Source organism: Glutamicibacter sp. AGC46 (assembly GCF_053543715.1).
In genome coordinates, this window is record NZ_JBLVOJ010000025.1 from 1 (window position 1) to 22260 (window position 22260).

Annotated in this window: 25 protein-coding genes, 3 tRNA genes and 1 riboswitch; of the genes, 21 read left to right on the forward strand and 7 right to left on the reverse strand. The window is 62.2% G+C overall.

Annotated features, from left to right (window positions below; translation table 11 throughout):
- Positions 1 to 29: 29 nt before the first annotated feature.
- The 3 genes from ACNPM8_RS14945 to ACNPM8_RS14955 all read right to left on the reverse strand — a co-directional run bounded on the left by ACNPM8_RS14945 (position 30) and on the right by ACNPM8_RS14955 (position 326).
- Positions 30 to 101: transfer RNA gene (locus tag ACNPM8_RS14945), tRNA-Val, on the reverse strand.
- Positions 102 to 128: 27 nt separating this feature from the next.
- Positions 129 to 199 (reverse strand) — tRNA-Cys (locus tag ACNPM8_RS14950).
- A 54-nt stretch (positions 200 to 253) separates the two neighbouring features.
- A tRNA-Gly gene (locus tag ACNPM8_RS14955) sits at positions 254 to 326 on the reverse strand.
- Between the two features lie 192 nt (positions 327 to 518).
- Between ACNPM8_RS14955 and ACNPM8_RS14960 the strand changes: the two genes are divergently transcribed.
- From ACNPM8_RS14960 to hisF, 13 genes are all read left to right on the forward strand, one after another.
- Positions 519 to 1361 carry a PD-(D/E)XK nuclease family protein gene (locus tag ACNPM8_RS14960; RefSeq protein WP_448940114.1) on the forward strand — a complete coding sequence of 281 codons (843 nt, stop codon included), beginning with the start codon at positions 519 to 521 and terminating at the stop codon, positions 1359 to 1361.
- Between the two features lie 93 nt (positions 1362 to 1454).
- Positions 1455 to 2018 carry a peptide deformylase gene (gene def / locus ACNPM8_RS14965; RefSeq protein WP_133834247.1) on the forward strand — a complete coding sequence of 188 codons (564 nt, stop codon included), beginning with the start codon at positions 1455 to 1457 and terminating at the stop codon, positions 2016 to 2018.
- A 3-nt stretch (positions 2019 to 2021) separates the two neighbouring features.
- Complete coding sequence (fmt, locus tag ACNPM8_RS14970; RefSeq protein WP_448940115.1) at positions 2022 to 2954, forward strand: methionyl-tRNA formyltransferase; 933 nt, start codon at positions 2022 to 2024, stop codon at positions 2952 to 2954.
- Positions 2951 to 4474, forward strand: coding sequence for an RsmB/NOP family class I SAM-dependent RNA methyltransferase (locus ACNPM8_RS14975; RefSeq protein ID WP_448940116.1), 1524 nt, complete (start codon positions 2951 to 2953; stop codon positions 4472 to 4474). Before fmt ends, ACNPM8_RS14975 begins: the two co-directional genes overlap by 4 nt.
- Positions 4475 to 4502: 28 nt before the next feature.
- Positions 4503 to 5165, forward strand: a complete 663-nt coding sequence (rpe, locus tag ACNPM8_RS14980) for a ribulose-phosphate 3-epimerase (protein WP_448940117.1) — start codon at positions 4503 to 4505, stop codon at positions 5163 to 5165.
- Positions 5166 to 5206: 41 nt separating this feature from the next.
- A riboswitch (FMN riboswitch) is annotated at positions 5207 to 5344 on the forward strand.
- A 115-nt stretch (positions 5345 to 5459) separates the two neighbouring features.
- Positions 5460 to 6161, forward strand: a complete 702-nt coding sequence (pnuC, locus tag ACNPM8_RS14985) for a nicotinamide riboside transporter PnuC (protein WP_105661574.1) — start codon at positions 5460 to 5462, stop codon at positions 6159 to 6161.
- Positions 6162 to 6176: 15 nt separating this feature from the next.
- Positions 6177 to 7217, forward strand: coding sequence for a bifunctional diaminohydroxyphosphoribosylaminopyrimidine deaminase/5-amino-6-(5-phosphoribosylamino)uracil reductase RibD (ribD, locus tag ACNPM8_RS14990; protein WP_448940118.1), 1041 nt, complete (start codon positions 6177 to 6179; stop codon positions 7215 to 7217).
- A gap of 34 nt (positions 7218 to 7251) precedes the next feature.
- Complete coding sequence (locus tag ACNPM8_RS14995) at positions 7252 to 7875, forward strand: riboflavin synthase (RefSeq protein ID WP_105661461.1); 624 nt, start codon at positions 7252 to 7254, stop codon at positions 7873 to 7875.
- Positions 7875 to 9122, forward strand: a complete 1248-nt coding sequence (ribB, locus tag ACNPM8_RS15000) for a 3,4-dihydroxy-2-butanone-4-phosphate synthase (protein ID WP_105656718.1) — start codon at positions 7875 to 7877, stop codon at positions 9120 to 9122. Before ACNPM8_RS14995 ends, ribB begins: the two co-directional genes overlap by 1 nt.
- A gap of 36 nt (positions 9123 to 9158) precedes the next feature.
- Positions 9159 to 9650, forward strand: coding sequence for a 6,7-dimethyl-8-ribityllumazine synthase (gene ribH / locus ACNPM8_RS15005; RefSeq protein ID WP_448940119.1), 492 nt, complete (start codon positions 9159 to 9161; stop codon positions 9648 to 9650).
- A 72-nt stretch (positions 9651 to 9722) separates the two neighbouring features.
- Positions 9723 to 9986 carry a phosphoribosyl-ATP diphosphatase gene (locus tag ACNPM8_RS15010; RefSeq protein WP_038991810.1) on the forward strand — a complete coding sequence of 88 codons (264 nt, stop codon included), beginning with the start codon at positions 9723 to 9725 and terminating at the stop codon, positions 9984 to 9986.
- A 142-nt stretch (positions 9987 to 10128) separates the two neighbouring features.
- Positions 10129 to 10977 (forward strand): ATP phosphoribosyltransferase, encoded by an 849-nt coding sequence (hisG, locus tag ACNPM8_RS15015; protein WP_105656716.1) that lies wholly within the window; start codon positions 10129 to 10131, stop codon positions 10975 to 10977.
- Between the two features lie 21 nt (positions 10978 to 10998).
- On the forward strand, positions 10999 to 11769 hold the full coding sequence (gene hisF, locus ACNPM8_RS15020) for an imidazole glycerol phosphate synthase subunit HisF (protein ID WP_105656715.1): 771 nt from the start codon (positions 10999 to 11001) through the stop codon (positions 11767 to 11769).
- Between the two features lie 54 nt (positions 11770 to 11823).
- Here the strand turns inward: hisF and ACNPM8_RS15025 are convergent, their stop codons facing one another.
- The 4 genes from ACNPM8_RS15025 to ACNPM8_RS15040 form a co-directional block, all read right to left on the reverse strand.
- Positions 11824 to 12723 carry a PKD domain-containing protein gene (locus ACNPM8_RS15025; protein WP_448940120.1) on the reverse strand — a complete coding sequence of 300 codons (900 nt, stop codon included), beginning with the start codon at positions 12721 to 12723 and terminating at the stop codon, positions 11824 to 11826.
- Positions 12723 to 13358, reverse strand: coding sequence for a DUF6318 family protein (locus ACNPM8_RS15030; RefSeq protein WP_448940121.1), 636 nt, complete (start codon positions 13356 to 13358; stop codon positions 12723 to 12725). Before ACNPM8_RS15030 ends, ACNPM8_RS15025 begins: the two co-directional genes overlap by 1 nt.
- 229 nt (positions 13359 to 13587) lie before the next feature.
- The gene (locus ACNPM8_RS15035; protein ID WP_448940122.1) at positions 13588 to 14220 is read right to left on the reverse strand and encodes a hypothetical protein; all 633 of its coding nucleotides are present in this window, start codon (positions 14218 to 14220) and stop codon (positions 13588 to 13590) included.
- A 102-nt stretch (positions 14221 to 14322) separates the two neighbouring features.
- The gene (locus ACNPM8_RS15040; protein ID WP_286134102.1) at positions 14323 to 14964 is read right to left on the reverse strand and encodes a TIGR03085 family metal-binding protein; all 642 of its coding nucleotides are present in this window, start codon (positions 14962 to 14964) and stop codon (positions 14323 to 14325) included.
- A 134-nt stretch (positions 14965 to 15098) separates the two neighbouring features.
- On the opposite strand from ACNPM8_RS15040, the gene hisI reads away from it, so the two are divergent.
- The 8 genes from hisI to lgt all read left to right on the forward strand — a co-directional run bounded on the left by hisI (position 15099) and on the right by lgt (position 22234).
- Positions 15099 to 15500 carry a phosphoribosyl-AMP cyclohydrolase gene (gene hisI / locus ACNPM8_RS15045; protein ID WP_105656852.1) on the forward strand — a complete coding sequence of 134 codons (402 nt, stop codon included), beginning with the start codon at positions 15099 to 15101 and terminating at the stop codon, positions 15498 to 15500.
- 103 nt (positions 15501 to 15603) lie between these two features.
- The gene (locus tag ACNPM8_RS15050) at positions 15604 to 17175 is read left to right on the forward strand and encodes an anthranilate synthase component I (protein ID WP_448940123.1); all 1572 of its coding nucleotides are present in this window, start codon (positions 15604 to 15606) and stop codon (positions 17173 to 17175) included.
- The gene (locus ACNPM8_RS15055) at positions 17172 to 17762 is read left to right on the forward strand and encodes a Trp biosynthesis-associated membrane protein (RefSeq protein ID WP_448940124.1); all 591 of its coding nucleotides are present in this window, start codon (positions 17172 to 17174) and stop codon (positions 17760 to 17762) included. Before ACNPM8_RS15050 ends, ACNPM8_RS15055 begins: the two co-directional genes overlap by 4 nt.
- A gap of 156 nt (positions 17763 to 17918) precedes the next feature.
- The gene (locus ACNPM8_RS15060; RefSeq protein ID WP_105656709.1) at positions 17919 to 18167 is read left to right on the forward strand and encodes an HGxxPAAW family protein; all 249 of its coding nucleotides are present in this window, start codon (positions 17919 to 17921) and stop codon (positions 18165 to 18167) included.
- Position 18168: 1 nt separating this feature from the next.
- Positions 18169 to 18993: an indole-3-glycerol phosphate synthase TrpC gene (gene trpC, locus ACNPM8_RS15065; RefSeq protein WP_133834235.1), complete on the forward strand. Its 825-nt coding sequence runs from the start codon at positions 18169 to 18171 to the stop codon at positions 18991 to 18993.
- A 110-nt stretch (positions 18994 to 19103) separates the two neighbouring features.
- On the forward strand, positions 19104 to 20435 hold the full coding sequence (gene trpB / locus ACNPM8_RS15070) for a tryptophan synthase subunit beta (protein ID WP_133834234.1): 1332 nt from the start codon (positions 19104 to 19106) through the stop codon (positions 20433 to 20435).
- Positions 20436 to 21218, forward strand: a complete 783-nt coding sequence (trpA, locus tag ACNPM8_RS15075; RefSeq protein ID WP_448940125.1) for a tryptophan synthase subunit alpha — start codon at positions 20436 to 20438, stop codon at positions 21216 to 21218.
- A complete protein-coding gene (gene lgt / locus ACNPM8_RS15080; RefSeq protein ID WP_448940126.1) occupies positions 21218 to 22234 on the forward strand; it encodes a prolipoprotein diacylglyceryl transferase in 1017 nt (338 codons plus the stop codon). The genes trpA and lgt overlap by 1 nt, the downstream gene beginning before the upstream one ends.
- The last annotated feature ends 26 nt before the right edge of the window (positions 22235 to 22260 follow it).

Here is a 22260-nt window from a genome sequence, read left to right on the forward strand (position 1 = left end):
GATCCATGGTCTGGTGAACCATGATTCCGTGCGCGATACTGGGATCGAACCAGTGACCTCTTCCGTGTCAGGGAAGCGCGCTACCGCTGCGCCAATCGCGCAAAAAAGATCAAGCAATCTTCATTGCGAGGTGGGGACGGGATTCGAACCCGCGTATACGGCTTTGCAGGCCGCTGCCTCGCCTCTCGGCCACCCCACCATACTGACCGAAGTCAGAGTGACTAGTTTTACCTAGTCGGTGAATCTTTTTGCGAGCGGACAACGAGGTTCGAACTCGCGACCTCAACCTTGGCAAGGTTGCGCTCTACCAGCTGAGCTATGTCCGCAAAATGTGTTGTTTTCTGAACGTTTCCGTTCGCTCCAACGAGTAAAAACTCTATACGAGTTTTCGCATCCCCACAAATCGAAACGCTGAGATCTGGTTCACATGGCCTAAAAACCGCGGAACTACGCGGAAAATTGATTTTTCCGTCTCGACTAGGAGCGAAGCAAGCCGAGCGCATGCCATGATCGTGTGCATGACGTCACCAAAACTGGCTATTCAAACAGACCTGGGCCGCATGTACAGCCGAAAAGTCGGCGGGGAAGCGATTGTCCCATCCATCACCACAGTCATCGGCATGGACAAGCTCGACCTCTCCGGCTGGGCCGGGTACATGGCGGCCAAGTCGCTTTCCGATGATCATCGGTTGGTGCAAGCGGTGGGGGACCCGCGCCAATTGCGCTCACTCGTGCGAGATGCAGCCGGTGCGGCCGAAGCTTATCGGGATTCCGCGGCCATGCGCGGGGACCGGGTGCATAACTACGCGGAGCAGCGAGCCCTGCAAGCGCTGGATCTGGAACATGACCTGGGCGCAGCTCAAGCCGCGCTCGAAGCGAATAAGGAGTTGGGCTTCGCACGCCACTTCGACCAATGGTGGGAAGACTACAACGTCCAGCCCCTTGCCGCCGAGGTGACGGTTTGGAATCACAGCGTCGGCTACGCCGGCACCATCGACCTGGTCGCCAAGATCGGCGGTCGAACCTGTCTCGTTGACTACAAGACCAAAAACACCGACCGCGACGGCTTCGTCAAGCGTCCTGACGACAAGGTGATCATGCAGCTCGCGGCCGCATGCAAAGCCGAAGAGCAAGTAGTCGATGCCGAACAAGGCACGTGGGAAGAGTGGGAGCACGGGACCGATGCCATGCTGCTCGCCGTAGCCCTGGGCGAGACCGGGGCGCGTACCTTCATGGCCCCGCCTCCAGCTTTGCCCGACTACTGGTCCAAGTTCTATGCCTTGCGCCGGAATTGGGAAGCCTCATTCAGGATCGCGCAGTCGCGTGCCTCACTGGCCGAAATCACGCCGCCAGCTCAATAAAGTCGCACGCCCACCGCGTAGACTGGAACGGTTAGCTTTCGGCATTGCGAAACCTAATACCAATGTCCACGGCAGGGAAGGTACCAGCGGATTATGGCGATTTTGGGAATTCGGATCATCGGAGACCCCGTTCTACGCACCCCAGCGCAGGAGGTGACCGACTTTGGCCCGGAGCTCCAGAAGCTCGTCGAAGACATGGACCAGACGATGGAAAACGTCACAGGTGCAGGACTTGCCGCACCGCAGGTTGGTGTTTCCCTGCGCGTCTTCACCTACCAAATTGGCGAAAAACGCGGACATATCGTGAATCCGGTGCTGGAGCTCAGCGAGGATTACCAGGAAGACCAGGTGGAGGGCTGCCTGTCCATCCCGGGCATTGCAGCACCAGTTCGGCGCCGGCGCTACGTCAGGGCCACCGGCTTCGATAAGTTCGGCAACCCGGTAGAACTCGAAGGCGCCGACATGCTCGCCCGCTGCTTCCAGCACGAAACCGATCACCTGGACGGCATCTTGTTCCTGGACCGGCTGGCACCAGAAGAAAAGAAAGCGGCGTGGCGCACCTTGCGGGCCAACAACTACTCGCAGACCGCTAACGCCACCGTAAAGAAACGTTCCGGAGCCCTCGGCTCCAGCTTTGGCGCAGGATTGGGGTTCTAACTCATGCGTATTTTATTCGCCGGCACACCACAGGTCGCCGTCACTTCCCTGGATTACCTGCACGAGGCCGGTTTTGAAATTGCCGCAGTGCTCACCCGTCCCGATGCCCCGTTGGGACGCAAACGCGTGCTGACCCCATCGCCGGTTGCCGCTCGCGCCGCAGAACTTGGCCTGCCGATCATCAAGGCTGCCAAGATCACCGAAGAAACTACCGCCGAACTTGCGGCTTTGGATCTTGAAGCCGCGGCCATCGTCGCCTATGGAGGGCTAGTGCCGGAGGCGGCATTGGCAGTTCCAACCCATGGCTGGATCAACCTGCACTTCTCCTTGCTGCCGCACTGGCGGGGTGCCGCTCCGGTGCAGCATTCCATTATCAACGGCGACGACATCACCGGTGCAGTCACCTTCCAGCTGGAAACCGGACTGGACACAGGTCCGGTATTCGGACAGGTCACCGAGAGAATTGGTGAACTGGACACCGCAGGCATCATGCTCGAACGGCTCAGCCGGTCCGGCTCGAACCTGCTGGTGCAGACCTTGCAAGCTCTGGATTCCGGGCAGGCCATTGCCATTCCGCAGTCCGGATCGCACACCTACGCACCGAAGATTACCGATGTGGATGCGGAGCTGGACTTCACCCGGACCGCCACGGAAATCCGTCGGCGCGCCCACGGAACCACCCCGTCTCCGGGCGCCTGGGTCAAGGCCGAAAACAAGCGCTTCAAATTCGGTCCACTGCGTGAGCACCGCGAGATCGCCGACCTTGCGCCAGGCGAAGTGCGCATCGAGCCGGGCAAGCAGCCGAAGGTATACATCGGCACCGCCACCTGGGCCCTGCAGCCCACCGAAATCCAGCCTCCGGGCAAGAAAATGATGAACGCCAGCGACTGGGCACGTGGAGTGCTCACCCAGGGAACGAAAGTGAGCTTCGCATGAGCGGACAGGAACCACGCGGCGGATACCGCGACAATGATCGCCGCAATGAGCAGGGCCGTACCCGCAACCGCGGCCAGGCCGGCCCGCGCAAGTATTCGGCATCCGCACCCGGCCAGCGAAAGCGCGCGGCCGACCCGGCACGCCTGGTAGCTTTCAAGACCCTGCGTGAGGTATCCGGCGCGGATGCCTATGCCAACCTGGTGCTGCCGAAGTTGATCCGCGAATACCAGCTTGACCGCCGCGACGCGGGCTTCGCCACCGAACTGGCCTACGGGGCACTGCGCGGCCAGGGGTTCTACGACGCGATCCTGACCACCCTGGTTGACCGTCCGCTGGCCGAGCTGGATCCGGCCATCCTCGATGCGCTGCGCCTGGGCGCCCACCAGCTGCTGGCCATGCGTGTGCCCAAGCATGCCGCCCTGGATGAAACCGTGTCGCTGGCTCGTGCGCAGATCGGTGCCGGTCCGTCCGGCCTGATCAACGCCGTACTGCGGCGCGTTTCGGCCAAGGAAGCCGACGAATGGACCGAACTGCTGGGCAATGCTGCCGCTTCGGAGTCCGAGCGGCTGGCCATCGAGCACTCGCACCCGGATTGGATTGTCCGTGCCTTGCGCGGCGCGCTGATTTCCCATGGCCGCGACGCCAGCGAACTTGAAGCCCTGCTGGAAGCGGATAACCTGGCGCCGCTGGTGAACCTGGTGTCCCTGCCGGGGCTGGGCGATCTGTCCGGCGCCCTGGAATCCGGGGCGGAACCGGGCACCTTGCTGGCTGATTCGGCCACCTACAAGCACGGCGACGTCTCGCGTGTGCCAGGTGTCAAGGAAGGCACCGTGCGTGTCCAAGATGCCGGCAGCCAGGTCATGGCCCGCGCCCTGGCTACTATCGAATTGCCCGAAGCCGGCGAGGACCGCTACTGGCTGGATCTTTGCGCAGGTCCAGGCGGAAAGGCGGCGCTGCTCGCAGCGATCGCCGTGCAGCGCGACGCCCGCCTGACTGCCAACGAGCCAACACCGCACCGCGCTCGCCTGGTCGAGAACTCGTTGGCTGCGGTGCCGCATGACTACTGGATGGTCACCGGTGACGACGGACGCAGCTTCGGCGGTCTGGACTATGCAGGGGACTACGACCGCATCATGGTCGATGCCCCTTGCTCCGGCTTGGGCGCATTGCGCCGCCGCCCGGAATCGCGTTGGCGCAAAGCCCCGCGAGACATTCCGGAACTGACCAAGTTGCAAGGCGAGCTGCTCGCTGCAGCCTTCAACGCGGTCCGCGTCGGCGGCGTCATCGGCTTCGTCACCTGTTCGCCGCATCAGGCCGAAACCCGCCTGGTTGTGGAAGACTTCTTGAAGCACCACGAAACCGCGGCACTGCTGGATACCAGCGCCGCGGTTTCCTCGGTGATGTATCAGGACGCGCCATCGGCAGGCCACGCACTGGGCGATGGGAGCACCGTGCAGCTGTGGCCGCACGTGCACGGCACCGACGCCATGTTCATGGCAATCCTGACCAAAAAAGCCTAGCCAAGCCCGAGTATTCCAAGGAGCATCCATGCGTAATGCGCGGATCAACCCGTCGATCCTGTCCGCCGATTTTGCGAACCTCGCTAGCGAGCTGGACCGCATCCACACTGCTGACGCGGTCCACGTTGATGTCATGGACAACCATTTCGTTCCCAATCTGACCTTGGGCTTGCCCGTGGTTGATGCGCTGCACAAGGTCAGCAAGCTGCCGATCGATGTGCACCTGATGATTGAGAACGCGGATCGCTGGGCCCCGGAATACGCGCAGCTCGGCGTGGATTCGGTAACTTTCCACGCCGAGGCTTCGGCAGCTCCTGTCCGCTTGGCTCGTGAATTGCGTTCCGCCGGGTCCAGGGCCGCCATGGCCTTGCGCCCGGCAACGCCGATCGAACCCTACCTGGACATGCTCGGCGAGCTGGACATGGTTCTGCTGATGACCGTGGAACCAGGTTTCGGCGGCCAGAAGTTCCTGGATCTGGTCCTTCCCAAGATCATGCGTGCCCGGGCTGCCATTGACGGCAGCGGCAAGCCGATTGCGCTGCAGGTTGACGGCGGCATTTCACGCGACACGATCCTGCGCGCCGCTGAAGCCGGTGCGGATGTCTTCGTCGCCGGTTCCGCGGTGTACTCGGCCCAGGAGCCATCGGTGGAAATCGATGTATTACGCAATCTTGCGCTGGGCGGTCACTAGCGGCGCACAAAGTGTGTCAGAATAAACTCAGTAAACACGAATACGTGCTCCGGGGTCGGTGAAAGTCCGAACCGGCGGTGATAGTCCGCGACCCGCAACCAAAGCCACAAGCTGAGGGAACGGTTGAACTGGTGAAATTCCGGTACCGACAGTTAAAGTCTGGATGGGAGAAGCACGAATTTGATATGCCTACTGGTACTGCCGATAGCCCGCACCGGGTCTATCTCCTAAAGCAGAGCCACAGGCCCGTCAAATGCACACCCCCGGAGCCGCCGCTTCGAGAAGGGTGGAATGATGGATTTCCTGCGGTGGCTCATTGAAGCTTTCAACTCACAAATTGCGATTGGCTCGTCGGCACTTTTGGTGCGCGAAGTCGTAGGCAATATCTTCGGCCTGGCCAGCGCCGTGGGCGGCATGCGCCGCAAAGTCTGGGCCTGGCCTATCGGAATCGTCGGCAACCTGTTGCTGCTGACGGTGTTCCTGGGCAGCATTTTCGATACCGGATACACTGCCAACCTCTGGGGCCAAGCCGGCCGGCAGATCATGTTCATCGCCGTCTCGGTCTTCGGCTGGTACCGCTGGAAGCAGGCCAAGAACGGCACCGGTAGCGCCGTCACCCCTGAATGGGCTTCCAACAAGGCTCGCCTGGGCCTGATCGCCGTGCTGATCCTCGGTACCCTCGCCGTGACACCGATCTTCCGCCTCCTCGGCTCCTATGAACCTGTCTGGGCTGATGCATGGACCTTCGTTGGCTCGATGCTCGCCACGTACGGCATGGCCAAGGGCTGGGTCGAATTCTGGCTGATCTGGGTCGCCGTCGACGCCGTAGGCGTGCCGCTGCTGTTCTCCGCCGGCTACTACGCCAGCGCGTTCATGTACCTGTTCTACGGGGCATTCACCCTGGTCGGCTTCTTCGTCTGGGCCAAGTCCAAGCGCGACGCGAAACCCCAGATTGAAACCGAAATGCTCGATCCAACCATCTCGCGCCAACGCTGAAAGGGGAGTAGCACCATGATTACGACCCAGCAGCTCGACGCCGCATTGCGCACCGCGCTGGAAACCGCCGGACGCGGCCACCGCGGGGCCAACCCGCTGGTCGGCGCCTGCGTCCTGGATGCCGAGGGAAATATCATCGCCACCGGTTTTCATATCGGGGCGGGGCATCCGCACGCCGAGGTCGACGCACTGCGGCGCCTGGGCAAGATGCCTCCTGCCAAGGCCCGCGAACTGACGATGGTAGTGACCCTCGAACCGTGCAACCACACCGGTCGAACAGGTCCCTGTGCCCGAGCCATCGTGGAAGCCGGCATCGGGCAGGTGTACTACGCGGTCTCGGATAACACCGCCGCCAGCGGAGGCGCCGACTACCTGCGCAGCCACGGAACCCAAGCCACCCAGCTGGAGGATTTCTCCGCGGCGAAGCAGCTGAACCACCGCTGGTTCATCGCCAAGGCTGAAGGCCGACCGTTCATCACGGTGAAAATTGCCCAGTCGCTCGACGGCCGGATCAACGCACCGGATGGCACGAGCCAATGGATCACCTCCGAGGCCTCGCGCAACCACGCGCATACCCTGCGCTCGCGCGTGGATGGCATCCTGGTCGGCACGAACACAGCGATCATCGACAACCCGCGGCTGACCGCCCGCACTCCCGAGGGGCAGCTGCATGAACGCCAGCCCTTCCGCCTGGTCATGGGCGAACGCGATTTGCCAGCAGATCTGGCACTCGCCCAGGGAAGCGATTGGTCGCAGATCCGCAGCCACGACGTGCAAGAGGCCCTCGCCCGGGCTAACGAGTTGGGCCTGGCCCACCTGCTGATTGAAGGTGGCGCCACGGTCGCCTCGGCCTTCATCGCAGCAGATCTGGCCGACGAAATCTACTGCTACCAAGCACCAGTGCTGATCGGCGCAGGCAGCTCATCGGTCAACATGCCAAGCACCACCACACTCAGTGACGCGCAGCGTTTCCGGCTGGATTCGGCCAGCAACGAATCGTTGACCCGGCTGGGCGATGATATTGCCCTGCATCTAGAACCGTTGCCCCGCGCCTAAGCGCCAGCAACCCCAAACTTTTCAAGGAGTAATCATGTTCACCGGAATTGTCACCGGCCAGGGAGTCATAGAAGGCATCGAGACCTTCAGCGGCAAGGATCTGGCAGTACTGACCCTGCGTGCCCCGGGCCACACCGAAAACCTGGGCCTTGGCGGTTCTCTTGCCGTCAACGGGGTCTGCCTGACCGCCACCGAGCTGGAAGGCGACACGCTCAGCGTCGACGTCATGGGCGAAACCCTGCGCCGCACCACCATCGGCGCCTTGAAAACCGGCGACCAGGTCAACCTCGAACGCTGCACCCCCGCCGGAGGCCGGCTCGATGGGCATGTGGTGCAGGGCCACGTAGACTCCGTCGGCGAGGTGCTGGCCCGCGAAGACCACGGCCAGTGGACCACCTTCCGCATTGGAATCGACGCTGCTTACGCGCCGCTGACCGCGGAAAAGGGTTCCATTGCGCTGGACGGCATCTCGCTGACCATTACCGCAGTCTCCCCGGCAACGAATTCCGGTGGGCACTGGGTCGAGGTCGGCATCATTCCGATCACCCTCGCCGAGACCACCATGGGCACCCGCCAAGTGGGCGAGAAGATCAATATCGAGGTCGATGTGCTCGCCAAGTACGTGGCACGCCTGAATGAATTCGGAGGCCAGCAGTAATGGGCACCTCGACTTTGGATTCCATCCCTACCGCGCTGGCAGCCCTGGCCGCCGGCCGAGCCGTAGTGGTCGTCGACGACGAGGACCGGGAAAACGAGGGCGACATCATCTTCGCCGCCCAGCACGCTACGGCGGAGCTGATGGCCTTCACCATCCGCTACACCTCAGGGGTGATTTGCGTGCCCTTGGGCGCCAAGCGGGCCGACGCGCTGCGCCTGGCCCCGATGGTCGGCATCAACCAGGATGCCAAAGGCACTGCCTTCACCGTCACCTGCGATGCCGCCGAAGGGATCACCACCGGTATTTCCGCTGCCGATCGTGCGCTGACCAGCCGACTGCTGGCCGACCCGGCCACCGAACCGGCTCAGCTCTCCCGCCCGGGCCACATTTTCCCGCTGCGAGCTGCGGCCGGGGGAGTGCTGGAACGCCGCGGGCACACCGAAGCGGCGGTCGACCTGTGCCAGGCCGCCGGCTTGGAACCGGTTGGGGTGATCGGCGAAATCACCAAGGACGACGGCGAAATGATGCGCCTGGATGACCTGCGCGTCTTCGCAGCTGAACACAACTTGCCGCTGATCTCCATCGACGACCTGGCCCGCTGGCGCCGAGTCAACGACGAGATCGAGCTGACCGATCCGATCAAGCTGCCCACCGCCTTCGGGGACTTCACCGCCCGCGCTGCTACCGCAGAAGGCCACGAGCACGTCGTGCTCAGCCACGCCGGTCCCGACGGCGCTAAGCCCGGCAACCTGGTGCGCATCCATTCGGAGTGCCTCACCGGGGACATCTTCGGTTCCTACCGGTGCGACTGCGGCGAACAGCTGCATGCTTCCATGGAAACCATCGCCCGCGAAGGCGGTCACGTCATCTACATCCGCGGGCACGAAGGCCGCGGCATCGGCCTGGCCAACAAGCTGCGCGCCTACGCCCTGCAGGAAGGCGGCATGGATACCCTGGACGCCAACCTGCATCTGGGCTTCCCTGCCGACGCACGCGAGTACTTCGCCGTCGCTGCCATCCTCAAGGCCATGGGCATGGACGAAATCCGATTGCTGAGCAACAACCCGGACAAGCAGGAACAGCTGAATGACGCGGGAATCAAGGTAGCAGAGCTGATCGGCCTGCAGATTGCACCGCGTGAGCAGAACTCGGCCTACCTGCGCACCAAGCAGACGCGCTTCGGCCACCACCTGGATCTGCCCGATGCCGACGATGACCAGCAGGCCGACGCCTACCACGGCGCCTGAACCCCACGAATCCAGAAGAATAGAAGGAGCATCAAGATGAGCAAGCATGGCGCACCTGCCGATGTCAGCGAACAGCTGAAGGCCCTGGCCGTTCAGGAGAAGTTCTCACAGCTCAAGGTGGCCATCGTGGCCGCGAGCTGGCACGAGGTGATCATGAACGGACTGATTGACGGCGCCGAGCGCGCCGCCAAGGATGCCGGTCTGGAATCGAGCACCACCCTGATCCGCGTACCGGGCACCTTCGAATTGCCGGCCGCTGCCTCCACTCTTGCCGGCGACTACGATGCGGTCATCGCGCTGGGCGTGGTCATCCGTGGCGGTACCCCGCACTTTGACTACGTCTGCTTGGCCGCGACCAATGGCTTAACCAATGTGAGCGTGGACACCAAAACCCCAATCGGTTTTGGCGTGCTCACCTGCGATAACGAAGAGCAGGCCCTTGACCGCGCTGGCTTGGAAAACTCCAGCGAGGACAAAGGCTATGAAGCCTACTCGGCTGCCGTCATGACGGTAGCCGCACTGCCATAGCATTCGGGTGGCCCTGTCACAAAGGGCCACCAGAGTACAGCCCCTGCAGAGAAAACAGCTAGGATAAGTTCCGTGAAAACTTTTGACGAGCTCTTCAGCGAACTATCGCTCAAGGCACAATCCCGCCCGGAAGGCTCACGTACCGTCACCGAACTCGACTCTGGTGTCCATGGCATCGGCAAGAAGATCGTCGAGGAAGCCGCCGAAGTTTGGATGGCTGCGGAGTACGAAACCGATGAGGCCGCGGCGGAGGAGATCTCCCAGCTGCTGTACCACCTTCAGGTCCTCATGATCGCCAAGGGAATGACCTTGGCCGACGTTTACAAGCATCTATAGCCGTCGCGCGATTGCGGCCTGATCCACTGCCGATCAGGTCGCAGTCAACGCACGGCGGCAGAAACAACGGCCAACGAATTAATCCTTGGCGCTTGTTTATGGCTAATCGCCGCAGCGCCATTCATGACGAAATGAGTCAATAATGCTCCGCGTAGCCCTACCCAATAAGGGTGCCCTATCCGAAATCGCTTCCACAATGTTCAAGGAAGCCGGCTACCTCCAGCGCCGCGATTCCCGCGAACTGGTCCTGGTCGATGAGGAAAACCAAGTTGAATTCTTCTACCTGCGTCCGCGCGACATCGCAGTCTATGTCGGCCGGGGAATCCTGGACGTAGGCATCACCGGTCGCGATCTGTACCTTGACGCAGATGTCGACGACGCTGTCGAAGAGCAGCTCTCGCTAGGCATCGGGAAATCGGCTTTCCGCTTCGCTGCCCCGGTTGGCGCCTTCAACGATGCACAGCAGCTCAATGGCAAGCGCATTGCCACCAGCTATGACGTGCTGCTGCGGCACTACCTCGAAAAGTCCGGCATCCAGGCTTCGATCGTTCGCCTTGACGGTGCCATCGAGTCTTCGGTCCGGCTGGGCGTGGCCGATGCCATCGCTGACGTTGTAGAAACCGGCAATACCATCAAGGCCGCTGGCATGGAGATCTTCGGCGATCCGCTGCTGAACTCCGAAGCAGTCATGATCGGCCGTGTCGGCCACAAGCCATCCGGCTTGGACGTGCTGATCCGCCGCCTGAACGGTGTGCTCGTTGCCCGCCAGTACGTCATGCTCGACTACGACGTCCGCCGCGAGCTTGCCGACCAGGCTTGCGAGCTGACCCCTGGCCTGGAATCGCCAACCGTGTCGGACCTTGCAAACTCCGATTGGGTGGCCGTGCGCGCCATGGTCAAGAAGTCGCAGACCAATAACATCATGGACGAGCTGTACGAAGTTGGCGCCCGCGCCATCTTGGTCAGCCAGATCCACGCCTGCCGCATCTAAGAAGACAAGGAAAATTCGCTGATGAGCGTTGCAATTCGTGTTATTCCTTGCCTCGACGTTGACGCCGGACGTGTTGTGAAGGGCGTGAACTTTGCGGGGCTTCGCGATGCTGGCGATCCCGTTGAGCTTGCCCGTCGCTACAATGATGCAGGTGCCGACGAGTTGACCTTCTTGGATGTCACCGCATCCAGCGCGGATCGTGAAACTACTTATGAGGTCGTTCGCCATACCGCAGAAGAAGTTTTCATCCCGCTGACCGTAGGCGGAGGCGTCCGCGCTGCCGAAGACGTCGATCGCCTGCTGCGCAACGGCGCCGACAAGGCCTCGATCAATACCGCGGCGGTGAACCGTCCTGAGGTCATCAACGAGATTACCCAGCGCTTCGGCTCCCAGGTACTCGTGCTGTCGCTCGACGCCCGACGCACAGATGATCCGACGATTGCATCGGGCTACGAGGTTACTACTCATGGTGGTCGGACCGGCACGGGCATGTGCGCCGTAGCTTGGGCCAAGGAAGCGGCTGAACGAGGTGTGGGGGAGATCCTGCTGAACTCGATCGATGCTGATGGCACGAAGGATGGTTTCGATCTGGAAATGATCCGTGCAGTTCGCGCCGAGGTCTCGGTCCCGCTGATCGCATCGGGTGGTGCAGGAAAGCCTGAGGACTTCCCTCCAGCAATCGAAGCAGGCGCCGACGCTGTTTTGGCCGCCTCGATTTTCCACTTCGGTCCGAAGGACATGATCGCCAAGGTCAAACAGGCCATCCGCGAAGCTGGCTACCCAGTTCGCTAGGCACGTAAGCCGAAGGCCCAGCACCAAATGGTGCTGGGCCTTAGCTGTACCCGGCTAATCGTTGGCAATCAGTTCCTTCTCGGTCCGCCAGACGTCAATTTCAATAGGAACGCTGGCGACGGCAGCCTGGCCGGGTATAGCTTGCCACGCGCCACCATCGACGCTGAATTCTCCGCGGTAGAGAGTGGTCACCCCTACTTTGAATGTGCCAGTCTCGCGGTACGAATGACTCGTGGGGGTTTTATCTCTCAGCGTATGGTGAGGCATCGGATCTCCAGGGAAATCAAGATTTCGAGTAGTCCCATCGCCATAGTTCCAGTTCCACTGAATCGGTATTGCCCTGATACTTATATTTGAGCCAGAGAGGTTAGATGAGAAAGATTGGACTTCTTCGGTAGCCAAGAAATGCGTATTCCCGTTTCTTAGAGAAAATTTCTTTGGGTAACTCATTATTTTCGAAGGGAGTATCGGATATTCTTTGAATGTGTTTATATCTATCAATATTTCCTGGGTAATCGAGTCTTCAGGTAGGTCGATTTTTGGTGGGTTTCCGGCGCAGTAACGGTACTGCCGAACCACGTAACCTTGACTATCGATCACTTGGCGATATACCGGAGCCGCCCCATCTGGGCAATTTCCTTCCTCAGGAATGCTGATACAGAATCGCGCCTTCGAGCTTCTGGGGTCACAACTTTCGTAATCGCGTATGGAGAATTGCTCTTTAGGAGAAGGCTTCGAATGGGGTTGTTTTTTGGGTTGCGAATTTCGAGATTCCTCCTGATAGTTGAAATCTTTCTTTTCGTCGTGACTTTCGTGAATTGATTCGGGGCGCATGCGAATCCCGCGCTCATCTTGGTCTGCTAAACCGAGGGGTGCTTGTATGCCAAGAAGAGCTGGTAAGCCAACGGAAAATGTGAGAACTAACGACACTCTCATTGATAATTTCAACTTCATTATTCCGCACCGATAATTTCGTAAACTTTCCAGTCACGATCGAATTTCACGCCCACAGCTACAGTAGTTGGTTCTAGCTTGTCTAATTTAGAAGCAAGTTCATGTGGGGCGAGATAAATTTCTGCATTATCAGCTGTGTACTCGACAGTGACCGCCGCTAAGTTTTCCCCAGTGATATAGGCATCAAGAATCTTGGGGTGATGTTTTCCACCGACCTGCCATTTACCTAATTCCTCCGCTTCTGTCGCTTCATCGATTATTGAAACGCCACACACAATACATTCTTTGGTGGTTACCTTTTTTAGAGGCGCCGCATCGTTAGTTTCGATGGAATAGTTCACTAGATCAAAATAGAACTTGGTGAAGGCGGCTGCTCCGTCCTCGCTGTACTCGCCCGCAAGTGCTGGCCGTTCCGGGACAGGAACATTTTCTGCGGGTCCATCGGCTGAGGCAGGCTTGTACTTGAGGCTTTCGGCCGGCGACGGCTTCTCTGCTGTCGAAACCGGATTCGGTGACGTCTCGATAGCGGCGGACGGTGAGGTCTTTGGCCCTTCAGTGTTCCCGGCGTTGCAGCCTGATAGTGCGAGTGCAACAGCTGCAACGGACGCGACAACTGCAATTTTCCGAGTGTCCATTCGAACTCTCCATGATCATTGGGAATGCCAGGTTGTGCGCCATCCTATGCCCGTGTTTCAAGAAAGTGGAGAGTTTTCGAGGAATCTGTGGAAAACTCAGGGCAGCTAAATCCCGAATCCCAACTACCTGTAACCACGTTTGATGACGGTCTGGAGTGAAACGATGCGGCTGGCGACGTTTGATTTCAGGACTCATGGAATCGGCTAGCCTGAAATCAGGCACGTTCAATTAGCTGAGCGGTGCTTTACTCGGGAGACTCTCAAGCGCGATGGCAGAAACTTTCCATCCGTTGTCGGTGTATTCAAGTCCCATGGTGATTTCACCCAGATTTTGTTCTTCGACAATGATGTTTTCCTGATCGGGACGAAGGCGCGAACGTTCAGACAAGGTCAGCTCGCCCATCAGATAAGCAGAATTACCGTCAAACCGGACGATATAGTCCGTGTGCAGGAAGTAGTAGCCGCCGGTTTGCATGTATTCCGGACCTGTTCGGAGGTCTTCTTGCTCGCGGAAGGTCTTCCAGCACTGTTCCGCTTTGCATGTTCCGGTAACTATCGGGGTGAAATCGGCGGAGTCTTGGTAGATGATTTCATAATTGAGCAAGTCGAAGAAGTACGTTGCGGCGTCCTGGACTCCGTAATCCGATTTTTCATACGTGATATCTGCCGACTCCGGAAGCTCCAGTTCGCTTGATGGAGGTGCCTGCGTGGTACTTGAAGCAGTCGGCAATGAAGCCGAGGACGCCGGATCGGCGGGAGCGACTGAAACGAAGAGTGCTGATACCAGGGCAACCAAGACGAACGCGGGCACGATGGCGATAGCGACACTGGGGTAATGCTCAAGGACTCTGCGCGTGTTCATGGCCAAGCTCCAGACCTGTTGGATATCGATTGCTCGAAATCCTAGGCCGGTGCGACGCGAACTTGGACGGCACACCCACGAATGTGGATAACCAAGGGAGCTTTATAGCCCTGGCTTGAAGCCCTTGACGATTTCCAATGCGGTTTCCCCGCCTTCGAACAAGACCAGGCTCTGGTCGATGCGGCCGAACGAGTACATCATCAGCTCGGTGACCGGGCCGGTAATCGAAACAGCGTTCGGAGCCTTCTTGGCGACATGACGCTGGCCATCGGGACGCGTCAGGATGATGCCAATTGGCGCATGGCGGAACAGCAGGCGAGACATGCGGGTCAGCGACTGCCAGAGCAGTTCGGTGTACTCGGTGTCCAGGACCCGCGGAGCCCACTGGCCGCGGGCACGCCGCACATCTTCGGTGTGGATGAAGAACTCGGAGAGGTTCGCCGACTGGTTGACCTTGTCGATGGCGAAGGGCGAGAAAGCGGGTGGACCCGATCGGAAGCTGCGGACCAACCCGGCATAGCCTTCGGGAGTCTGCGCCGCGATCACCATTTGGTTCTGCTTCGCCTCGAGCTTCTTGGACAGCGGTTTGAAGAACATGCCGGCAGAAAGCAGTGAGCTTTCGCGCAACACAAGGTGAGCGGCGAGATGGCGGGTCTGCCAACCGTCGCAAAGGGTGTCGGCGGTAGGTCCTGCCGCAAGCAGGGTCTCGGCCAACGCAAGTCTGGAAGCCTGAACTAAGTGCATCACTTCTGAAACTAGCACGCTCCAAGTGACTAATTGTGCAAGGTGAAAGTGGTGTCGCCAAGACGGCGTGGCGCGTCGACGAGCGGTACGTCACAGGTCTCTGGATTCCGCGGAAAACCAGTATGCTAATGGTGATGTCTACTTCTAACGACGGCTCGAATCCGAGCCCTGAATCCCATAGCCTCGACCCGGCTATTGCCAGGCGTCTCAAGCGAGATGCCAATGGCCTGTTTGCTGCCATCGCGCAACAGTACGACTCCGGGAAAGTGCTGATGCTCGGCTGGATGGACGATGAAGCGTTGCACCGCACGTTGACCACTGGTCGGGTCACCTTCTACTCCCGTTCCCGCCAGGAGTACTGGCGCAAGGGCGACACCTCCGGCCACTTCCAGTTCGTGAAGTCCGTTGCCCTGGATTGCGATGGGGACGCGCTGCTGGTGCAGGTCGACCAAGTAGGCGCCGCCTGCCACACCGGCACCGAATCCTGCTTCACCGATCGTGAATTGCCGGCCGTCGTGGGCCACCGCCCCGAGTAGGATTTTCGAAGCATCGGCACACGCGGTTGGCTAGCGCCGGGAATGCCGCGCCCAGCTGCGCATCGCAGCACGCGCTCGAAGAATACGTAGAAGAAGAACACAGATGAAAACCCTTGGCAAGATTTCCCCGTCCCGCGAGTCCTTCCGCGCCATGGCCGCGAACCGTCGTGTCATCCCCGTGACTATCACCGTGCTGGCTGACTCGCTCACGCCCATCGGCCTCTACCGCACCCTGGCGCAGGGCCGCCCGGGCACTTTCCTGATGGAATCGGCTGCCCCGGGCGGTGTCTGGAGCCGCTATTCCTTCATTGGAGTGAACTCCCCGGCAACGCTGAGCACCCGTGGTTCAGAAGCCTACTGGCAGGGCCATGCGCCAGCTGGCCTGCCTACCGGCGGTGCGGGCGTGGAGGTCTTGCGCGACACCGTGCGCGCGCTGAAGACCGAACCCGTTCCCGGCATGCCTCCCTTGACCGGCGGCATGGTCGGCTTCATCGGCTGGGAATGCGTGCGCCACTGGGAGAAGCTGCCCAACCCGCCGGCCGATGATCTGAACCTGCCTGAGCTGAGCATGAACCTGGTAGCGGACATGGCTGCCCATGATGCGGCCGAAGGCACCGTCACGCTGATCGCCAACGCGATCAATTTCGATGGCAGCGACGAGAATGTCGACGAGGCCTACGACGGTGCCGTCACCCGCCTGCAGGCGATGCTCGACCAGCTCGCGGTGCCGGTGGAGTCGGCCGCGGCGGTGCTCACCGGAACCGATGTGCCGCGCGAAACCCTGATGGAAGCTGTCACCCACTCCTGGGATGAGAACGAGTACCTCAAGGCGCTGGCCAAGTCCAAGACCGCGATCGTGGACGGCGAGGTCTTCCAGATCGTCGTCTCGCGCCGCTTCGAGCTGGAAACGCAGGCCGACGCGCTGGATGTCTACCGCGTGCTGCGCGCGACAAATCCGAGCCCGTACATGTACCTGTTCAACTTCGTCAACGAGGACGGCGAACGGTTCGAGATCGTCGGTTCCTCGCCCGAAGCGCTGGTCACCGTCAACGATTCGCATGTGGTTACCCACCCGATCGCCGGTTCCCGCCCGCGCGGGGCGAACTACGAGGACGACCAGTTGCACGAGAAGTCGCTGCTCAACGACGAGAAGGAGCGCGCCGAGCACCTGATGCTGGTTGACCTTTCGCGCAACGACCTCTCGCGGGTCTGCAAGGCCGGCACCGTGGAAGTCACCCAGTTCATGGAGGTCGAGCGCTTCAGCCACATCATGCACCTGGTCTCCAATGTGGTGGGCAAGACCCGCGATGACGTGGACGCCTACGACGTGCTGGCTGCGACCTTCCCGGCCGGCACGCTCTCCGGTGCACCGAAGCCCCGCGCCCTGCAGCTGCTGGACGAGTACGAACCGTACCGCCGCGGCATCTACGGCGGCGTGGTCGGCTACCTGGACTTCGCCGGCGACATGGACATGGCCATCGCCATCCGCTCCGCCCTGCTCAAGGGGGAACGCGCCTATGTGCAAGCCGGCGGCGGCATCGTCAACGACTCGAAGTTCGCCGACGAAGCCCTGGAAACCGTGAACAAGGCAGCCGCCCCGCTGCGCGCCGTCTGGGCTGCGCAGTCGATGCGTGCGGCCCACAACATCAACACCGAATCAGGTGAAACGAAGTGAAGAAATTGACCAGCGCCCGCACCCTCGCCCTCTTCGGCATGGCCGGCGCACTGATCGGCCTCTGGTCGGCCACCCGCACATGGATCACCGTCGATGTGGCCTCCAGCTCCGTGCAGATCCCGCAGATCGTCATCGACGGCGCCACCGCGGCCGCCTCGGTCACCGCGGTCTCCGTGGTGGTGCTGGCCGGTTCGCTGGCGCTGCTGATCGCCGGGAAGATCGCCCGCTACATCATTGCGGCGATCTGCCTGCTCGCCGGTGCCACCGTGGTTGCCGCCGGCCTCGGGGCGCTGCGCGATCCGCAGGCCGTCGCCTCCACCACCGTGGCCGAAGCTACCGGATTGGCCCAGAACGTCGGCGAGTACACGCTCAGCGCGTGGCCAGCGGTCGCGGTGTTCGCCGGAGTGCTGATGGTGCTGCAGGCCGTGCTGGTGTTCGTCTTCGCTGGCCGCTGGCCCGCCAAGGCCAGCAAGTACGATCGGCAGGCGGCAAGGTCCAGCGCGGAGCCCAAGGACCAGTCCTCGCGCAACATCGCCAGCTGGGAGCAGCTCTCGGACGGCGAAGACCCGACTGCTGGCCGGAAATAACCCGGGCGGATCGTGATTCGCACCACCGGCGCGAAACGAAGGCTTCCGGAATAGGAGGTTCTCGCGCGCAGGTGGCAGAATGGAACCTGAAGACCAACGTCCCGGGCAGCAACGCCCTGCCGGGACGCAGCATCACAACATGAGGAGACATCGAACATGTCGCAGAACACCGAGCTCGATCCGGTATACACCGAAGAGATTGGCCACGGTAACTCCATCGCAGCGTGGGCCTGCGTACTGACCATGATTGCCGGTTCAATCGTGGCCGGCATCGCCTTCGCCTACTTCGCCTGGTCCATCGTCTGGGTCGGTTGCGGCATCATGGTGGTTGGCCTGCTCCTGGGCTGGATCCTGAAGGCAGCCGGTTTCGGCGTGGGCGGCGCTCGCAGCGGAGCATCGCACTAAATTGACTGTTCTTGATGAGATCATCGCGGGCGTCCGGGAAGACCTGGGCGCCCGTCGCGCAATCACCAGCCTGGAAGCGGTCAAGCAGGCCGCGGCAGCGGCAGCCCCTGCGCGCGATGCTTTCGCCGCGCTCGGTGGCCACGCCGACCAGGCCGCCCGCGACACCACGCTGCGTGTCATCTCCGAGGTCAAGCGCAAGTCCCCGTCCAAGGGTGCGCTGGCAGATATCCCGGAGCCTGCCGTACTGGCCGCAGAATACGAGGCCGGTGGCGCCTCGGTGATTTCCGTGCTCACCGAAGCCCGCCGTTTCGGGGGTTCGCTCCAGGATCTCGACGCGGTACGCGCTGCCGTGCAGATTCCGGTGCTGCGCAAGGATTTCACGGTCGACGAGTACCAGATCTACGAAGCCCGCGCCCACGGCGCTGACCTCGTGTTGCTCATTGTTGCGGCGCTGAATGATGAATTGCTGGCATCTTTCCTAGAATTGACTCACCAGCTGGGAATGAACGCCCTGGTGGAGACCCACACCGAGGAGGAAATCGCCCGCGCCAGCAAGGCCGGAGCGAAGATCATCGGTGTGAACGTGCGCAACCTGAAGACGCTGGACGTCGATCCAGCCACCTTCGGCAAGCTCGCTCCGCTGCTGCCGGCCCAGGCGGTGATCGTCGCCGAGTCCGGTGTGGAATCCACCGAACAGGTCGTCCAATACGGTGCGGCCGGCGCCGACGCGGTCTTGGTCGGCGAAGCGCTGGTGAAGCATGCCGATCCGCGCGCTTCGGTCGCCGCGTTCATCAAAGCCGGTACCGGCGCCAAGCCGCAGCGCTAGCCGCGCACGGCGGCGAAGGACCCAGAACTGCTTTTCGTGCCCCGCAGGAGTTTCCGGCGGGGCACGAGACTTACCACGAATCAAGCTCCGTACGAGGAAAGAGGGAATCGATGAGCACTCCGGAAAACTCCGAGCACCGCCAGTCGATCGATGCACAGTCGCTAAGGCACGCAAGCGGCCCGTACTTTGGTGCCTACGGCGGGCGGTGGATGCCCGAGTCCCTCATGGCCGCCATGGACGAGCTGAACGAGACCTTCGAAGCGGCCAAGAACGACCCCGAGTTCATCGCCCAGGTCAAGGACCTGAACAAGAACTACTCGGGGCGCCCCTCGCTGCTCACCGAAGCCAAGCGCTTTTCCGAGCAGTACTGCGGCGGGGTGCGGATCTTCCTCAAGCGCGAGGACTTGAACCACACCGGCAGCCACAAGATCAACAACGTGCTCGGCCAGGCGCTGCTGGCCAAGCGCATGGGCAAGACCCGCATCATCGCCGAGACCGGCGCCGGCCAGCACGGCGTCGCCTCGGCCACCGCCGCGGCCCTGATGGGCCTGGAATGCGTGGTCTACATGGGCGCGGAGGACACCCGCCGGCAGGCGCTGAATGTCGCGCGCATGCGCCTGCTCGGCGCCACCGTCATCCCGGTCACCGTCGGCTCCCAGACGCTGAAGGACGCGATCAACGAGGCGCTGCGCGACTGGGTGGCCAACGTGGATAACACCCACTACCTGCTGGGCACCGCCGCCGGCGGCGCTCCGTTCCCGGCCATGGTCCGCTACTTCCACGAGGTCATCGGCGACGAGGCCCGCGAGCAGATCCTGGCCCAGGCCGGCCGCCTGCCCGACGCGGTGACCGCCTGCATCGGCGGCGGATCGAACGCGATCGGCATCTTCCACGGCTTCCTCGACGATCCCGAGGTGGAGATCTTCGGCTACGAGGCCGGCGGCGACGGCGTGGACACCGACCGCCACGCCGCGACCATCACCCTGGGCCGCCCGGGCGTGCTGCATGGCGCGAAGTCCTACCTGATGCAGGACGAGGACGGGCAGACCGTCGAATCGCACTCCATCTCCGCGGGCCTGGACTACCCGGGCGTCGGCCCGGAGCACGCCTACCTGGCCGACATCGGCCGCGTGAAGTACGAGCCGGTCACCGACACCGAGGCGATGGACGCGTTCAAGGCGCTGTGCCGCACCGAGGGCATCCTGCCGGCGATCGAGTCCGCGCACGCCCTGGCCGGCACCATCCGCCTGGCGGCGCGCAAGATCGCCGAAGGCGCGGTCCCCGAAGAGACCATCATCATCGCGAACCTCTCGGGCCGCGGGGACAAGGACGTGGGCACCGCTGCCGCCTGGTTCAACATGATCGACGAAAAAGACGCCGAGGCCGAAATCAACGCGGCCACTGCGCAGAACTCCGGCTCGCAGAAATCCGAGGAGAAGTAGATGACCCGCGTGACCAGCGCCCAGAAGATCGCCGCAGCCCGCGCCGAGGGCCGCCCGGCCCTCATCGGCTACCTGCCTGCCGGCTTCCCCGACGTCGCCACCAGCATCGAGGCCGCCGTGGCGCTGGCCGAGAATGGCGTGGATGTCATCGAGATCGGCATCCCGTACTCCGACCCGGTGATGGACGGTTCGGTGATCCAGGAAGCGACCGTGCAGGCGCTGGCCAACGGCTTCAAGGTCCCGCAGATCTTCGACATCGTGCGCGGGATCACCGAACGCACCGACGTGGCCGTGATGGTCATGACCTACTGGAACCCGGTGCTGCGCCTGGGCGTGGACGAGTTCTCCCGGCGCTTCGCCGAAGCCGGCGGCGCCGGCCTGATCACCCCGGATCTGGTGCCCGACGAGGCCGCCGAATGGATCCAGGCCAGCGAGAAGTACGGCCTGGAGCGCGTGTTCCTCATTGCCCCGTCGTCCACCGAAGCGAGGGTGCAGCGCACCGTGGATGCGTCCTCCGGCTTCGTCTACTGCGTGTCGCTGATGGGCGTCACCGGCGCCCGTACCGAGGTGTCCTCCGCCGCGCAGGCAGTGGTCGACGCCGCCCACAACGCCGGCGCCGAGAATGCCTGCGGGGGCCTGGGCGTCTCGCGCCGCGAGCACGTGGAAGAAATCGGCGCCTACGCCGACGGCGTGATCGTCGGCACCGCGCTGGTCGCCGCCCTGCGTGACGGGGGAGTGCCCGCCGTGGGCGCCCTGGCCGCTGAACTGAGCGGACGGGCCTGATGGCTTTTGCCGCGCAGCTGGCGCTTGCCTTGCCCGCCTCCATCCCTTCGCCGCCGCCGGAATTCGCCAGGATCTCGATCGGCCCGCTGACCATCCACGCCTACGCGCTGTGCATCCTCGCGGGCATCCTGATCGCGCTGTGGCTGACCAACAAGCGCCTCGGCGCCCGCGGCGGCAACTCCGACATGCTCTGGGACATCGCCATCTGGACGATCCCCTTCGGCATCATCGGCGGCCGCCTCTACCATGTGCTGATCACCGACCCGATGTACTACTTCGGGCTCGGCGGGCAAACCGCCCACCTGGCCGAGATCCCGCAGATCTGGCTTGGCGGGCTGGGCATCATGGGTGCGGTGTCGCTCGGCGCACTCGGAGCGTGGATCGGTTGCCGGAAAGCCGGCATCAGGCTCTCGGCCTTCGTCGACGCGGCCGTGCCCGGCCTGCTGCTGGCGCAGGCGGCCGGCCGCTGGGGCAACTGGTTCAATCAGGAGCTGTTCGGCGCGCCGACCGACTTGCCGTGGGGCCTGGAGATCGATGCGGACAGCTACAACTTCCCGGCCGGGCTGCCCGCGGACACGCTCTTCCACCCGACCTTCCTGTACGAGTCGCTGTGGAATGTGCTGGGCGCCTTCGTGCTGATCGCGCTGGACCGGAAGTTCAAGCTGCGCCGCGGCGCACTGTTCTGCTGCTACATGATCTGGTACGGCATCGGCCGCACCTTCACCGAATCCCTGCGCCTGGACCCGGCCGAAATCATCGCCATCGGGCCGCTGGCCCTGCGCGTGCACCAGTGGCTGGCGATCGGCATCGCCATCGCCGGCATCCTCGCGCTGATCGTGGTCCTGGGCAAGCTGCGCAAGCAGCAGGTCGATCCGTTCTACCTGCCAGGCAGGGCCCCGGCGCAACCGGTCGAAGCAGATCGCGCCAAGCCCGCCGCGCACTCACCGGCGGAGTCCAGCTCCGATCCGGGCACCAGCCCCGATCCGGGCAGCGACGCCACAGAGCGGCAGCAATAATTCCATAGCACCATTCCGGTGGCCGG